The organism is Pseudomonas asiatica, from assembly GCF_009932335.1.
Classification (GTDB): Bacteria; Pseudomonadota; Gammaproteobacteria; order Pseudomonadales; family Pseudomonadaceae; genus Aquipseudomonas; species Aquipseudomonas asiatica.
Map to the genome: position 1 here is coordinate 934530 of NZ_BLJF01000003.1, position 14019 is coordinate 948548.

At 47.7% G+C, this 14019-nt stretch carries 14 protein-coding genes and 2 pseudogenes; 10 read left to right on the forward strand and 6 right to left on the reverse strand.

Annotated features, from left to right (window positions below; all coding sequences use genetic code 11):
- Positions 1-2: 2 nt before the first annotated feature.
- Positions 3-392, reverse strand: a pseudogene (locus GYA95_RS26825) (DNA-3-methyladenine glycosylase); the annotation flags it as partial.
- Between the two features lie 728 nt (positions 393-1120).
- Between GYA95_RS26825 and GYA95_RS26830 the strand changes: the two are divergent.
- The 5 genes from GYA95_RS26830 (at position 1121) to GYA95_RS26850 (ending at position 4306) form a co-directional block, all read left to right on the forward strand.
- Positions 1121-1354 carry a hypothetical protein gene (locus GYA95_RS26830; protein WP_131727727.1) on the forward strand — a complete coding sequence of 78 codons (234 nt, stop codon included), beginning with the start codon at positions 1121-1123 and terminating at the stop codon, positions 1352-1354.
- A gap of 581 nt (positions 1355-1935) precedes the next feature.
- On the forward strand, positions 1936-2886 hold the full coding sequence (locus tag GYA95_RS26835; protein WP_161551527.1) for a replication endonuclease: 951 nt from the start codon (positions 1936-1938) through the stop codon (positions 2884-2886).
- Positions 2887-2995: 109 nt separating this feature from the next.
- A complete protein-coding gene (locus tag GYA95_RS26840) occupies positions 2996-3142 on the forward strand; it encodes a hypothetical protein (protein WP_161551528.1) in 147 nt (48 codons plus the stop codon).
- A gap of 407 nt (positions 3143-3549) precedes the next feature.
- The gene (locus tag GYA95_RS26845; protein WP_156342111.1) at positions 3550-3762 is read left to right on the forward strand and encodes a hypothetical protein; all 213 of its coding nucleotides are present in this window, start codon (positions 3550-3552) and stop codon (positions 3760-3762) included.
- 7 nt (positions 3763-3769) lie between these two features.
- The gene (locus tag GYA95_RS26850; protein WP_161551529.1) at positions 3770-4306 is read left to right on the forward strand and encodes a hypothetical protein; all 537 of its coding nucleotides are present in this window, start codon (positions 3770-3772) and stop codon (positions 4304-4306) included.
- On the opposite strand, the gene GYA95_RS26855 is transcribed toward GYA95_RS26850, so the two are convergent.
- From GYA95_RS26855 to GYA95_RS26875, 5 genes and pseudogenes are all read right to left on the reverse strand, one after another.
- On the reverse strand, positions 4260-5249 hold the full coding sequence (locus GYA95_RS26855; protein ID WP_161551530.1) for a hypothetical protein: 990 nt from the start codon (positions 5247-5249) through the stop codon (positions 4260-4262). The genes GYA95_RS26850 and GYA95_RS26855 overlap by 47 nt on opposite strands.
- 235 nt (positions 5250-5484) lie before the next feature.
- Positions 5485-6138 carry a relaxase/mobilization nuclease domain-containing protein gene (locus GYA95_RS26860; RefSeq protein WP_161551531.1) on the reverse strand — a complete coding sequence of 218 codons (654 nt, stop codon included), beginning with the start codon at positions 6136-6138 and terminating at the stop codon, positions 5485-5487.
- 31 nt (positions 6139-6169) lie between these two features.
- Positions 6170-6532, reverse strand: a complete 363-nt coding sequence (locus GYA95_RS26865; protein WP_160290982.1) for a plasmid mobilization protein — start codon at positions 6530-6532, stop codon at positions 6170-6172.
- A gap of 376 nt (positions 6533-6908) precedes the next feature.
- The gene (locus GYA95_RS26870; protein WP_161551532.1) at positions 6909-8552 is read right to left on the reverse strand and encodes a recombinase family protein; all 1644 of its coding nucleotides are present in this window, start codon (positions 8550-8552) and stop codon (positions 6909-6911) included.
- Positions 8553-8595: 43 nt separating this feature from the next.
- Positions 8596-8886, reverse strand: a pseudogene (locus GYA95_RS26875) (DNA-3-methyladenine glycosylase); the annotation flags it as partial.
- Positions 8887-9213: 327 nt separating this feature from the next.
- On the opposite strand from GYA95_RS26875, the gene GYA95_RS26880 reads away from it, so the two are divergent.
- The 5 genes from GYA95_RS26880 to mrdA are packed head-to-tail and all read left to right on the forward strand — an operon-like array spanning position 9214 to position 13993.
- A complete protein-coding gene (locus GYA95_RS26880; RefSeq protein ID WP_015271944.1) occupies positions 9214-10485 on the forward strand; it encodes a glutamate-5-semialdehyde dehydrogenase in 1272 nt (423 codons plus the stop codon).
- A 1-nt stretch (position 10486) separates the two neighbouring features.
- On the forward strand, positions 10487-11146 hold the full coding sequence (nadD, locus tag GYA95_RS26885) for a nicotinate-nucleotide adenylyltransferase (protein ID WP_015271943.1): 660 nt from the start codon (positions 10487-10489) through the stop codon (positions 11144-11146).
- Between the two features lie 43 nt (positions 11147-11189).
- Complete coding sequence (gene rsfS / locus GYA95_RS26890; RefSeq protein WP_013974359.1) at positions 11190-11609, forward strand: ribosome silencing factor; 420 nt, start codon at positions 11190-11192, stop codon at positions 11607-11609.
- A 10-nt stretch (positions 11610-11619) separates the two neighbouring features.
- A complete protein-coding gene (rlmH, locus tag GYA95_RS26895; RefSeq protein WP_003249722.1) occupies positions 11620-12087 on the forward strand; it encodes a 23S rRNA (pseudouridine(1915)-N(3))-methyltransferase RlmH in 468 nt (155 codons plus the stop codon).
- Between the two features lie 16 nt (positions 12088-12103).
- Positions 12104-13993: a penicillin-binding protein 2 gene (mrdA, locus tag GYA95_RS26900; RefSeq protein WP_015271942.1), complete on the forward strand. Its 1890-nt coding sequence runs from the start codon at positions 12104-12106 to the stop codon at positions 13991-13993.
- The last annotated feature ends 26 nt before the right edge of the window (positions 13994-14019 follow it).

Genomic DNA, 14019 nt, shown 5'->3' on the forward strand with positions numbered 1-14019 from the left:
GTTCAGCTTCCTTGTTCCAGAATGAAGAAGTCGCGGCCTTCGACTTGGCCGCGACGTAACGGGTTCCGCGTGCAGAAACGGGCGTACTCAGCATCGACGAAACGGTAGGGCAGGTGCTCGTCGCGGCCATGCGGGATGCCCAGGCGGGCGGCCTGGATCACCCGTGGCACGATGTTGCCGCAATCCTCCACGTACAGGCGCTCGGCGTCAAAACGCTGGGCGTCCCAGTGCGGCACCTTCAGGCCCAGGGCCCGGCACAGCAAGGTCTGCCCCGCACACAGGCGCTCGGGCGGGCGGAGGTTGCCGCTGGCATCGGGGTTGTTCAGTTGCATCTGTGCCAGGCTGTTCGGCCCCGAGCGGGCGTCCTGCCAAGGATAGGCCGACTTGATCAAGTCGTCCATATTTTACCTGTAGGAATCGTCTGCATTCGCCGCCATTTTACTCAAGGTCGATTTTTGTGGTTGAACTTGTTCAAGCATGAAAATTGAGCACATATAAAATTTTATATAAAAGCACCGATTAAGGTCGAACGCTAATTTTTAAATTTTGACAATTACTATCCAACCTTAAATATATTTTCAATTTGCTATTGACACGATATTTAGTTGATTTTAAGCCATTTATTGACTGCCCTCAAAACTTAAAACTCAAAAAAAGTTCATAAAAAAAGAAAATAACGTCGAACTTAATTTTCAATGAACTAACGGAATCGGACAAAATACGCTACGTTTTTATTATCGGTATTGTTATACACGAAAGAAATTTCAAGCTCTAAAAAGGGCTATTTTATGAATTTTAATTTTTAGAAAAATTACTAGCCTTGATGACTTTTGAAGCACCAAATTCTTTTGAGGCTCGGGGACATATCCCCGAACCAAAGAACAGTTATAAAATTGACTTTCAGGAATGTTACTAAACATCGACGCCATGGTTTTAATTAGCGAACAAAGTTCGCAATACCCAGATGCTTTTGACTTTGATGCTTTTGAATATTACTTATAGTTACATGCGATTTGATTTTTTATAAAAAAATGCTATATTGATAGCAAGGCAATATATATATAACAATATGAGAAGAAAAGCAGTAATTGACAGATTGATAAATGAAAAAGAGAGATTGATGCAGGATAATCCACAACTGAAATTTTACGAAAGACAAAAAGGTTTGCTTTTTAATGTGAAGCCGCAAGATATTGATACTGCGGGATATTGGAGATTAAATAATAGAAAAGTAAAGGCTAATGCCAAGCCTATTGCTTATGTTGTTAGTGGAAGGGGTGGAACACGAAACGGAACGAAATTTTTAACGCATTTCGTTGCTGCATATCACATAACCCAAACAGAAATAATTTAAACAAACCAGCAAAATGCTGGTTTTTTTTTGCTTTTGATTTTGATTTTGCTCTCCTTGGATAACTCTTAAATAAGTGTCGCAAGCTGATTTTATGGGATAATTTAACTATTTTGCTTCTTGAAAATATAAGCTGCATTAAATATATACTTCTATTGACAAGATTTTGTCCTGTGGTAAATGTATATATATGAAACCACATTTTAAACTATGATATTTATTCCGCATCGCATAACACTTGAAAATCTCACTGCTAAATTATTCTTTGCAGAATGCGAGGCACAGTATGTTTATGAGCGAGCTATCGAAAAGAAACTGACTTCGAAGGAATATTATCAAAACAAGTTAAACAATTCATCAGAAAGAAACCATAAAGCATTAGTCAAAGAAATACGAAATCTTGAGCAAAAAAAGACTTGGGTTGCAAATTGCGAAGAATATAAATGTTGGAAGATACAGCATAAATATGCTCTCGATGGCGATTTGAACGAAATCGTCAAAATATCACGTTTGTTTTCAAGAGAATTCAAGAAAATCTCATTATTAAGAAAAGAAATCTCAAAAATGACGAGTGCGGCGAAAACGTGCTCTCACATATAAATCATAACTGGAATATTGGCTACAACATCAAAATTAAAGATATCAAAGGGTCAACTATAAAAGACAAGCTAATCAATATTACTGATGAGAAAAAGCTCAAATCACAAATAAAAAGGATACAAAAGCAACGAAGCGAACTTTCAAAGATGCACTCAGGTTTAATTGGTTCGGGTCAAGCATATGAGATTTGTAGTGATGAAGTTGTTCGCAATAGAGAAACTGACGAACAAAAACAATATGAATACATATTGAGCAAATACGTTGTCTATGCAAACAACAAGAAAATCCCGCTATCAAAAGTAGCAAGCACTGAAAAACAAAGATTTGCTGAGATATATATTCAAGTTATGTCATTAGACGCATACGCAAAGAGACTTGACTACAAGCCTCTTTTCATAACTTTTACCGCTCCGGCAAGGTTTCACCCAATGCCGTCAAAAGGCGTTAGTTCTTGGGATGGTTCAACGCCAAAAGAAAGCAATGACTATTTAAAAGGTTTGTGGAATGCTTTTAGAAAAGACATCCATAGACATAAGATTGAGATGAATGGTTTCTGGGCTGTCGAGCCACACAAAGACCAATGTTTTCACAAGCACGCTTTAATGTATGTAAACAAAAAGCATTTTGACGAATTAGTCATATTGATTAACAAACATTTTAGGCATTCTGAAAATGCCGTTAGAATTGAAGAAATTGACACAAAGAAAAGCAAGGCAACATCATACGTGATGAAATATCTAACTAAGTCATTCAATATGGATTTCGAGTTGAAGGGCGGCGTTCTAAATATAGATAAGTTGGAAATTTCAAATCACAAAAAAGTTAGAGCTGTTCAAGCTTTGTGGGGTGTGCGTAGATATGCAATGTTCGGCGTTAAAAACACGCTTTCATTATGGAGAGAATTAAAAAGAAACCATTTTTTAAAGGTAAAATGAAAACCTTGATAAAGCATTCATGTTTATTGAGAAAAACGACTTTATTGGCTTCTCGATGTTTGTTAATGGAAAGCTAAAAATAATGAGGGTCTTCAATGAAATACAAATCATGAAAGATGATTTGCTGGGCGATGTATTTGGAAAAAGTCTAGCAGGTAAATACATAATTGATTTGGTGACTGATGAAGTAATTGATATCAAATCAACTTGCAAGATAGTAGATGTTTCATTGTTTGATACTGCAGCCGGAAAATAAATATATATTTATCTATTGATTATTTATAATCGCATGTTACATTGTAACTAACAAACTGGAGAACAACAATATGAAATTAATACTAGTGGCTAGCGGAAAGAAAGAAGTCTTAAAGTCTATTAAAAAATTTGGCATAGATGGTATGTATGAGAATATTAAGAGCATACACAATGATAGCGAGTGCGACTTATTTTATGATACCGTTGACGGCGAATTTAAAGCCTTGGTAGACCAAAGTAAGGTTCCTTATGAGTATTGGGACAACTGCTTAAAGGTCTAATCAATCTGAACTCTGTCAGCCAGCTAACGCTGGTTTTATTACGCCAACTTAAATAAAAGTATATACATCTATTGACAAGTTGCAATTGCATGATTTAATGGATGTAATACTAGAACAAAGGTGTTATATGAAAAGGAAGGTTAAGGTTTATTTATTGAAATCTGAGCAAGGGCTAATGAATGAGGCATTAGAAATCACAAAGAAAAACGATTTTTCATTAGCAAGTTTTCTAAATGCTTGCATAGAGCAATATGTGAAAAGTTACAGGATTAATGGTTTTGAAACCAACATACATCTTGATGTTGAGATAAAGAAATACAAGAGAACTAATAAGCAATGAGGGATATATGAATGGAGTTAAATACTTAGTAATAGCAATCGCAATAGCAACAACATTTAATGCAAATGCTGAATATATTGTTAAAATCCCAATCGAGCAAGCATCTGGTGGTTTTTTAACTGATGACAGTATCACATTCACAAGACCGAGCGATGTGGGTTCAAATCCTGTCGATCCAGTAACGCCTGAAAATCCTGACAGCTCAAATGAAACTCCAGTTGAAAAAACTGGTGCTGAATTGTGTGATGACAGAGTGCAACCAACGATAAATTTTTTAGCGATGAATTATTCCGAAAGCTCTTACAAATCACATGAATTTAGTGATTTATATGTTGCGATAATTGACCCTGTTCACAGGGACGGTTGCAAGGTTTTTGTCAGTATCCCTAAATCAAAAACTTATTCTTGCGTAAAAAATAATGATTATGCGGAAAGATTAGTCAGTGACCTAAGACAAAAGGGTTTGATGGCGTATATCTTGAATCGTATGGAGCATGTCAGTAAACAAGAGAACTTGAAAGAATTAACAAATAAAAAGCCCTGATAGGGCTATTTTTTAACTGTGGCTTTAAGTCAAACGTTACTGCTCTTTTGTTTGCCATATGTGCTTTAAATGCTTGTTCAAGCTGTTTTGCTGCTGCTGGGTCTCTTTCCTTAATTTCATCAAACACTTCATAAAAGTCCTGCCTCAAATCATATTGGCGTTTCACCTCGCCCTTTCTTTCATAGATTAGATTTTGTCTGTCCACGTATCTATGTCCGGCAATATCACTTTTGCTGGTTCCAGTGAAGAGTTTCTTATCAAGTTTTTTCTGTATGCCTTCAAACGCTTCAACAAGTTCATCATCAGAGTATGTTGAATAGTCGCCATCAATCTTGCGACTTTCAGGCTCTGCAAGCGGCTCTGGGGCAATCGGTGTGTAAAGGTCACTCGCAATAGGCTCATCTGGTTTAGGTGTCTCTATGACTTTCGTAGGAGCCTCTGCGACAGGTATAGGGTTGGATAGCTCAAACTCTTTCATCAAGTCATCAATCAAATCATCATTAGTAGGTGCAACCTGTTCTTGTTCAACCTGACTTGTTGGTTCTGTGGCCTTCTCTAGTGCGTTCTCAACGGGTGTAGGCACGACAGGCTCAACTGGTTTAGGTGGCTCTACGGCTTTCTTGGTCTTCCATTTTTGAGCTTGTAATTCATAGTCAGCTTTTCTTTGTTCAAGCTCTTTCAAGTCTTGTTGAGTGGGTTTATATCCTGACAATGTGAAACCTTTATCTTCAAGGTTCATCATCTTGAACTCCATCCACATTTTCTTTTTTGCGTATTCTGGGCCATTCACATAGAGCGGCCCCGGCTTCTTCATGTCAGTTGTTAGGCGTTGAAGTCCAGCTTTTATACTGTCTCTTGATAAGTCTTGAAATGTAACTTTTGAAGGGTCTTTGTGGTATTCAAAAGCCTTCTGGCTGGTAGAGTTTTTAAAGAAGTGCTCCACATTGTTGCCGGATTCTTGATGTGTAAATTTCTTTTCAAGGACAGTTTTGTATTTATTCTTTTAAGAAATTCAACATCTTCATTTGTAGAAAGGTTTAATTCATCATTGTATCTACGAGCTTTTTTTGAATAGTGCTCCATCAATTGACTGAATTGGTGCTGCTCTTGAAGCTTGTTTTTTAGTTTCGAGTGTTGAATACCTAACTCACTGGCCTTGAATGTTTGGCCTTCTTTTTCTAATGAATAGGAGTTCTGTCCATTCGGGATAATGTCAAACCCTTGCTTGTGAAGGTTAGCAAGGAAAGCCGTTGTTGTGGTTGCACCAATGAAAGCTTTTCAATTTGAGACTTGAATTGTTTTTTATGTGATTTGATACCTCTTACTTCAAGAGCTTTTTCGTGGTTGCTCTCTGGTGGTTTTGTTTCTAAGTCAGGGTTTAAAGATTTCCTATTTTCGACTTTAAATAGATTGTGCTTATGTTCAAGCTCAGTCAATTTAGCTTCAATAATTCTGTAATCATCAACTTGATTATATATTTTATTGTTGAAGTCTCTGGGTGCCCATACAAAGTGGACATGGATTTGTTTAGTGTCTGTATGGACAGCAAAAGCGTGCTCACGGTTTAATCCGTGAGTATCTGAATAAAGTTCTTTTGCTATGGCAAGAGCTTGTTCGGGTGTGATTTTGTCGGATGGGTCAAAAGATACCATTTCGTGAAAACTGGTATTTTGCTGCTTGCCTTTGCAAGCCTTATCGAATTTCTTGGCTAGAAACTCTATAAATTCTTGCGTTGTTCCTGTTTGAAGTCTGTTGCTCTCTATAAGGGCTGATTTCTTCAAAGCATATCCAAGGGTGTTTTGTGTTTCTCCTTTTGACTTCTGCGTGCTCAATTTCTCTCTTATCATACTATCCTGCGGCTGTTTATTTTAAAGTGATTTTTTCTTCGTGCTCAACAAGCTTTGAATAAAGTTGGTCAAAGGTTTTTTTTGCATTATTGAACAACTCAATATTTTTCTCTACCAAATCCACTTTCCCCAAATTAATTGCCCTTGCCATTTGATTTAAATTATTTCCCATTTTATTCAAGTCAGCCTCTGCCTTCCCAACATACTCGATAAATCTTTCATTTCTTATCTCGATAACATTGCACCCATTAACTGCTAGATGTTCAATGTACTTCGCCTGACTAATGCCCAGCAAAGCTGCATTAGCAACAATTTTGTCTTTTGCTTCTTTTGAAACTCTGACATTAAATTGCTCACCATTTCTTTTTTTCTTACTCATAGTTGTCCTCGTAATATGTTTATTTTCTGGAATGTCCGAAGACATTTCAGCTACCTGCTTTTGATTTTATTTTCAAACGAAGTGCAGAAAATCGAGCAGGGAAGTAAGTGAAAAATGTCGAAGACTTTTGAACGGTAGGATAAAAACGAAGTTTTTTCCTATACATTCCCATTGCTCGCCTTCTTTTCTCTTGACTTCATATTATTATGCTAACTCAAGTTTAAAAGATTTCAATAGTGTATAGGAACAATAGTTATTGATGGCGTGTCTAGGAAGCTACCTAGGAGACTGCCTAGGACTGGTATAGGAAAGGTATAGGAATAAAAAAGCCACCTAAGAAGGTGGCCGTATTCTGGAAATAAAAGCAGATAGTAAATTAGTTCTTGTGATTCAAAATCTCGTTGATTTCATCATCACGTTGCTTGGTGTTTTCTGTCCTGAACACATTTTGAATAATGCCATTGTTAATGAATCGCTTGGCACCATTTTTGAACATCACACCATAATCATCAAGTTCAAAATCAATGACAATATGCTTAATTATTTCATGCAAGATGAGATTGATTTTTGACCGTGCCTCATAGGTGCCATTGACTTTTAATTCATCAATTGCATTGTCTATGTTTGAGTTATAAACATTCAATTGAGATATTTCAAGCCGAATAGATTTGATTTCACTATCAAGAGATTTAATGTCTATTTCTGCTTGTTTGGCTTGTGCAATCATAAACGAAGGCAAATCACCATCGTTCTCAACAAAGTTTCGCTCAAAGTTTTCAAGCAGCTTTTTCTTTTTCTCAATATCTGCTTGTAAGTTCCTTTGTTGCTTGATTAGGTTTTCAAGTGGATTATTTTCATGTAGAACATCTGCAAGATTGATTTCTTGGATAGCTTTAAGCATTACATTCTCAAAGTCTTCATAACGAAGTCTTTTTGTGATGCACTCTTTAGTGAACTTACCTTTTTTACAAATTAAGTAGTTTACTGGTTTTGGGTTTTTTGCACGTTTATCAATGCCGGGATTGAGCAAATGAATAGGACCATCACAATCGGCACACTTCAATAAACCTGTGAAAAGGTTTGTGAATAGTTTACCTCTACGTCCTTTTCTGGTGGTGTTGGTGGCTGTAATCTGTTGGCACTGGTCAAAAACTTCTTTGCCTATCACTGCTGGGAAATAGTTTTCAATTGGTTCACCAATGGCCACCAAGTCACGTTTTCCGGTGTTTTGTTTCTTTGGTTGATACATTCCATATGTTGCTGGATTTCGAATTATCTTTGAGATGGTAGAAGGTTCCCAATATTCAATGCCTTTAAATGTTGGGATATTTTGTTCATTGAGAATATTCTTGATCTTCAATGAACCATTACCATTTTGGAATAGTTCAAAAATCAGTTTTACCGTTTTGGCTCGATCTTCATTCAAAACATAACGACGACGCTTTACTTGCTTGTTCTTTGTTTCGTCCATTATGTAATAGGTTTCTGTATCAATCCAAGCTGGTGCTTGGGCTGTCATAGCAATTTTATGAGTAGCAGCAAGCTCACGCTTAAAAGCCCAATTCTGTAATCCCTTATCTGACTTAACTTGACTTTCTTTATTTGCACGGGATGCGTCAATAGACAATGTGATAATTGAAAAAACGTCAATTTCTTCAAGGATACGTTGTTCTTTATCACTGATAATCGCTAATTTCAAACCCTTTGAAATTATTTGATTAACCTTCATTAAAGCGTCAATTGGACCACGACGTGTAAGACGATCAATATTTTCTAATGCAAAAACATCACCTTTTTGAAATTTATCATTTCCAAGGTCTTCAAAGAATTTTGTAAGTTCTTTTTGCTCTGTATCATCTGAAAACGATGAACGTCCAATGTCTTCAAGAATATGACTATCTTCAAGCGACAGCCCATTTTTTCGGGCAAAATCTGCAATCAGGTTTCGCTGACGTTCCAGCGAAAACCCCTTTAACTGCTCGCTTGTGGACATACGAACGTATGAGATTAGACGCGGCATTGCTTGATACCTGTGAGCCTTGGCGTTACAGGTATTATACGACAGACTTGATGAGCACCGCGTTGCCTGGCCCGTGGGCGCTGAAGTTCAGCGAGTCGCCGCCGCGCGCGTAGTACATATAGATGTGCCCGCCATCGAGGAACAGCGCCTTGCGCTTTTCGGTGTAGCCGAGCGAGGCGTGGCTGCCTTTGTCGGTGAGGTAGTAGGCCTCGGTCTCGATGATGCGCGCGGCCAGCCACAGGTCGCCGTGGCGATGGCGGATGACTTTGCCCAGCAGGGCCTTGGCCAGGGTCTGGGCGTCGCGGTCGAAAAAGCTGTCGGGCAAGGCTGGCATGCGGGCGGTTCGTGGCTGGGACGGCGGGGATGATAGCAATGAATAGCTTAATCGAGGCTGAATCGAGTGGGATGTTGGCAGTGCCGGCCCTTTCGCGGGCTCGCCCGCTCACAGGTACCTCGGAGGTCCCAGGCCTTGTGCAATCCCTGTGGGAGCAGGTTTACCCGTGAAAGGGCACTGACAGGAGATAGAAATTTCGATAACCCCGGTTACATCTTTCCTACACAATGCCCCAGCCATTTTCTACCATCCGCCACCCGCCGCTGGGCGTACACCTGCGCGCCAGTTATAATCAGCCGATTTCCCCTTCGCCAAGACACCGAACCCATGACTGAGTCCGTTCTTGACTATATGACCCGCCTGGGTCGCGCTGCCCGTGAGGCTTCCCGGGTGATCGGCCGTGCCAGCACCGCGCAGAAGAACCGCGCCCTGCAAGCTGCCGCCGATGCGCTGGACGCCGCTCGTGCAGAGCTGACCGCTGCCAACGAGCTGGACCTGGCCGCCGGCCGTGCCAATGGCTTGGAGCCCGCGCTGCTCGACCGCCTGGCGCTGACCCCGGCGCGTATCGACGGCATGATCACCGGCCTGCGCCAGGTGGCCAGCCTGCCGGACCCGGTCGGTGCCATCCGCGACATGAGCTACCGCCCATCCGGTATCCAGGTCGGCAAGATGCGCACGCCGCTGGGGGTGATCGGGATCATCTACGAATCGCGCCCGAACGTGACCATCGATGCCGCCAGCCTGTGCCTGAAGTCGGGTAACGCGACCATCCTGCGTGGCGGCTCCGAAGCCATCCACTCCAACCGCGCCATCGCCACCTGCATCCAGCGTGGCCTGGCCGCCGCCGGCCTGCCGGCAGCCGTGGTGCAGGTGGTCGAGACTACCGACCGCGAAGCCGTGGGCGCGCTGATCAGCATGCCGGAATTCGTCGACGTCATCGTGCCGCGCGGTGGCCGTGGCCTGATCGAACGCATCAGCCGCGATGCTCGCGTGCCGGTGATCAAGCACCTGGACGGTATCTGCCACGTCTACGTCAGCCAGCATGCCGACCTGGACAAGGCCTGGCGTGTGGCGTTCAACGCCAAGACCTACCGCTACGGCATCTGTGGCGCCATGGAAACGCTGCTGGTCGACCAGCAGGTGGCCGAGCGCTTCCTGCCGGAAATGGCCCGCCGCTTCCAGGAGAAGGGCGTCGAGCTGCGTGGCTGCGAGCGCACCCGGGCGATCATCGAGGCCAAACCGGCCACCGAGGCCGACTGGCACACCGAGTACCTGGACGCGATCCTGTCGATCCGTGTGGTCGACGGCCTGGACCAGGCCATCGAGCACATCAACCACTATGGCTCGCACCACACCGATTCGATCATCAGCGAACACCAGGCTGAAGCCCGCCAGTTCATGGCCGAGGTCGACTCGGCGTCGGTCATGCTCAATACCCCGACCTGCTTCGCCGACGGCTTCGAGTATGGCCTGGGTGCGGAAATCGGCATTTCCACCGACAAGCTGCATGCCCGCGGCCCAGTCGGCCTGGAAGGCCTGACCTGCGAGAAGTACGTGGTGATCGGTGACGGCCAGCTGCGCGGCCAGGAGTCCTGCTGAGTTGAGCAAGGCCCAGGCAGTCCGGCGCATCGGCATTCTTGGCGGCACCTTCGATCCCGTGCACATCGGCCACCTGCGCAGCGCGCTGGAAGTGGCCGAGTTCATGGGGCTGGACGAACTGCGCCTGCTGCCCAACGCCCGGCCGCCGCACCGCGACACCCCGCAGGTGGCCGCGCAGGACCGCCTGGCCATGGTGCAAGGCGCTGTACAGGGCGTGCCCTGCCTGAGCGTGGATGCCCGCGAACTGGCGCGCGACAAACCGTCGTACACCATCGACACGCTGGAATCGATCCGCGCCGAACTGGCCGCTAACGACCAGTTGTTCCTGGTGCTGGGCTGGGATGCCTTCTGTGGCCTGCCCGGCTGGCACCGCTGGGAAGAATTGCTGCAACACTGTCACATCCTGGTGCTGCAACGCCCGGATGCCGACGTAGAACCCCCTGACGAGCTGCGCAACCTGCTGGCTGCGCGCTCGGAGAGCGATCCCACCGCCTTGTCCGGCCCGGCGGGAAACATTTCGTTCGTCTGGCAGACGCCGCTTGCGGTGTCGGCTACACAGATCCGACAGCTGCTGGCCAGCGGCAAATCGGTGAGGTTCCTGGTGCCGGACGCCGTACTGGCCTACATCGAGGCGCACGAACTGTATCGTGCACCTAACTGACGGTGCCTCTGGCGCCTCATCCAACGAGTTGAACGAGTTTTATATGACCAAGCAGAAAATCCACGGCGAAGAACTGGTTGCCCTGACCAAGGCAGCGCTGGAAGACGTCAAGGCCCAGGACATCCAGGTCATCGACGTGCGCGAAAAGCACAGCCTGACCGACTACATGATCATCGCCACCGGTACTTCCAACCGCCAGATCAATGCGATGCTGGAAAAGGTCCGCGAAGCGGTCAAGGCCAAGGGTGCCCAGCCGCTGGGTGAAGAAGGCAAGGGCGACAGCGACTGGGTGCTGCTGGACCTGAACGATGTCATCGTGCACATGATGACCGCCGCTGCCCGCCAGTTCTACGACCTGGAGCGCCTGTGGCAGGGTGCCGAGCAAAGCCGTGCCGCCGATGGCAAGCACCACAGCCCGGACCATGCCCACGAGTACTCCGATAAGCTCAAGGACCGGGAATAAGGAAAGCGCTGTGCGTCTGCGCCTGATCGCGGTCGGCTCGCGCATGCCGAAGTGGGTCGAGGAAGGCTGGCATGAATATGCCAAGCGCCTGCCCGCCGAGCTGTCGCTGGAGCTGGTGGAAATCCCGCTGAACACCCGTGGCAAGAATGCCGACGTCGCCCGCCTGATCCGTCAGGAGGGCGAAGCCATGCTGAGCAAGGTTCAGCCAGGGGAACGCATCGTCACCCTCGAGGTCCATGGCAAGCCCTGGAGTACCGAGCAGTTGGCGACCGAGCTGGACCGCTGGCGCCTGGATGCGCGCACGGTGAATTTGATGGTGGGCGGCCCGGAAGGCCTGGCGCCCGAGGTCTGTGCGCGCGCCGAGCAACGCTGGTCGCTGTCGCCGCTGACCTTGCCGCACCCATTGGTAAGGATACTCATCGGCGAGCAGATCTACCGCGCCTGGACCGTGCTGTCCGGGCATCCTTACCATAAATGAGCCTGTAAGCAGTCCGATGTCGCAGCCGATCCGTCTCAAGGACCACGAGAAAGACGCCCGCCTGGTGCGCAACCGCGTCGTGGTCGGCGCAGTCGCGATCATGCTGCTTATCTGCGTGCTGATTGCGCGTCTGTACTACCTGCAGGTCATCCAGCACGACTATCACTCGACGCTGTCGGAGAACAACCGGGTGCATGTGCAGCCGATCCCGCCGACCCGCGGGCTGATCTTCGACCGCAACGGGGTGATCGTCGCCGACAACCGGCCCAGCTTCAGCCTGTCGATGACCCGCGAACGTGCGGGTAACTGGCAGGAAGTGCTGGATACCATCGTCGAAGTGCTGGAGTTGACGCCTGACGACCGCGCCCTGTTCGAGAAGCGCATGCGCCAGGGCCGCAGGCCGTTCGAGCCGGTGCCGATCCTGTTCGAACTCAACGAAGAGCAGATCGCCCGTGTGGCGGTGAACCAGTTCCGCCTGCCGGGCGTGGAAGTGGTGGCCCAGCTGGTGCGCCATTACCCGCAGGGCGCGCATTTCGCCCATTCGGTGGGGTATGTGGGGCGGATCAACGAGAAAGAGCTGAAAACCCTCGACCCGGTGAACTACAGCGGCACCCACCACATCGGCAAGACCGGCATCGAGCGCTTCTACGAAGCCGACCTGCATGGCCAGGTGGGCTACGAGGAAGTCGAGACCAACGCCCGAGGCCGTGTGCTGCGGGTGCTCAAGCGCACCGACCCGAAACCGGGCAAGGACATCGTGCTGAGCCTGGACATCAAGCTGCAGGAGGCCGCCGAGGCTGCCCTGGGGGGCCGGCGTGGTGCGGTGGTGGCGCTCGACCCGCGTACCGGCGAGGTGCTGGCGATGGTCAGCCAGCCCAGCTTCGACCCCAACCTGTTCGTCACCGGCATCGGCTTCAAGGCCTATGCCGAACTGCGCGACTCGATCGACCGACCGCTGTTCAACCGCGTGCTGCGCGGCCTGTACCCGCCAGGTTCGACCATCAAGCCGGCGGTGGCCATCGCCGGCCTGGACAGCGGCGTGGTCAATGCCGGCAGCCGGGTGTTCGACCCGGGCTACTACCAGCTGCCCAACTACGACCACAAATACCGTAACTGGAACCGTTCGGGCGATGGCTGGGTCGACCTGGACACCGCGATCATGCGCTCCAACGACACCTACTTCTACGACCTCGCCCACAAGATGGGCATCGATCGGCTGTCCAGCTACATGAACAAGTTCGGCATCGGCCAGCGGGTTTCCCTCGACATGTTCGAGGAATCCGCCGGGCTGATGCCATCGCGTGAATGGAAACGCGCCACCCGCCGCCAGGCCTGGTTCCCCGGCGAAACCCTGATCCTCGGCATCGGCCAGGGCTACATGCAGGCCACGCCGCTGCAACTGGCCCAGGCCACTGCGCTGATCGCCAACAAGGGCGTGTGGAACCGCCCGCACCTGGCCAAGACCATCGAAGGCCAGCCGCCGGTGGATGACAACCCCATGGAAAACATCGTACTGCGTGACAAGTCCGACTGGGCCAAGGTTACCCATGGCATGGAGCAGGTGATGCACAATGCCCGCGGTACCGCACGCAAGGCGGCCATCGGCTCGCAATATCGCATTGCCGGCAAGAGTGGTACCGCCCAGGTGGTGGCGATCAAGCAGGGCGAGAAGTACGACCGCAACAAGCTTCAGGAGCGCCACCGCGACCACGCCCTGTTCGTCGCCTTCGCCCCGGCCGAGGACCCGAAGATCGTGGTTTCGGTGATGGTCGAGAACGGGGAGTCCGGCTCGGGCGTCGCCGCCCCGGTGGTGCGCCAGGTGATGGACGCCTGGTTGCTCGACGAAAACGGCCGGCTCAAGCCCGAGTTCGCGCCTGCCACGGTTACCCAGGAATCAGCCCTGTGATGAACAATTTCGATCGCATGCTCTCC

Excerpts from the sequence above, each read along its gene's own strand:
- GYA95_RS26865 (WP_160290982.1), bottom strand. The coding sequence starts at position 6,532 with ATGAGTAAGAAAAAAAGAAATGGTGAGCAATTTAATGTCAGAGTTTCA.
- mrdA (WP_015271942.1), top strand. The coding sequence starts at position 12,104 with ATGTCGCAGCCGATCCGTCTCAAGGACCACGAGAAAGACGCCCGCCTG.
- GYA95_RS26845 (WP_156342111.1), top strand. The coding sequence starts at position 3,550 with ATGAAAAGGAAGGTTAAGGTTTATTTATTGAAATCTGAGCAAGGGCTA.
- GYA95_RS26850 (WP_161551529.1), top strand. The coding sequence starts at position 3,770 with ATGAATGGAGTTAAATACTTAGTAATAGCAATCGCAATAGCAACAACA.
- GYA95_RS26830 (WP_131727727.1), top strand. The coding sequence starts at position 1,121 with ATGCAGGATAATCCACAACTGAAATTTTACGAAAGACAAAAAGGTTTG.
- GYA95_RS26880 (WP_015271944.1), top strand. The coding sequence starts at position 9,214 with ATGACTGAGTCCGTTCTTGACTATATGACCCGCCTGGGTCGCGCTGCC.
- GYA95_RS26870 (WP_161551532.1), bottom strand. The coding sequence starts at position 8,552 with ATGCCGCGTCTAATCTCATACGTTCGTATGTCCACAAGCGAGCAGTTA.
- GYA95_RS26840 (WP_161551528.1), top strand. The coding sequence starts at position 2,996 with ATGAAAGATGATTTGCTGGGCGATGTATTTGGAAAAAGTCTAGCAGGT.
- rsfS (WP_013974359.1), top strand. The coding sequence starts at position 11,190 with ATGACCAAGCAGAAAATCCACGGCGAAGAACTGGTTGCCCTGACCAAG.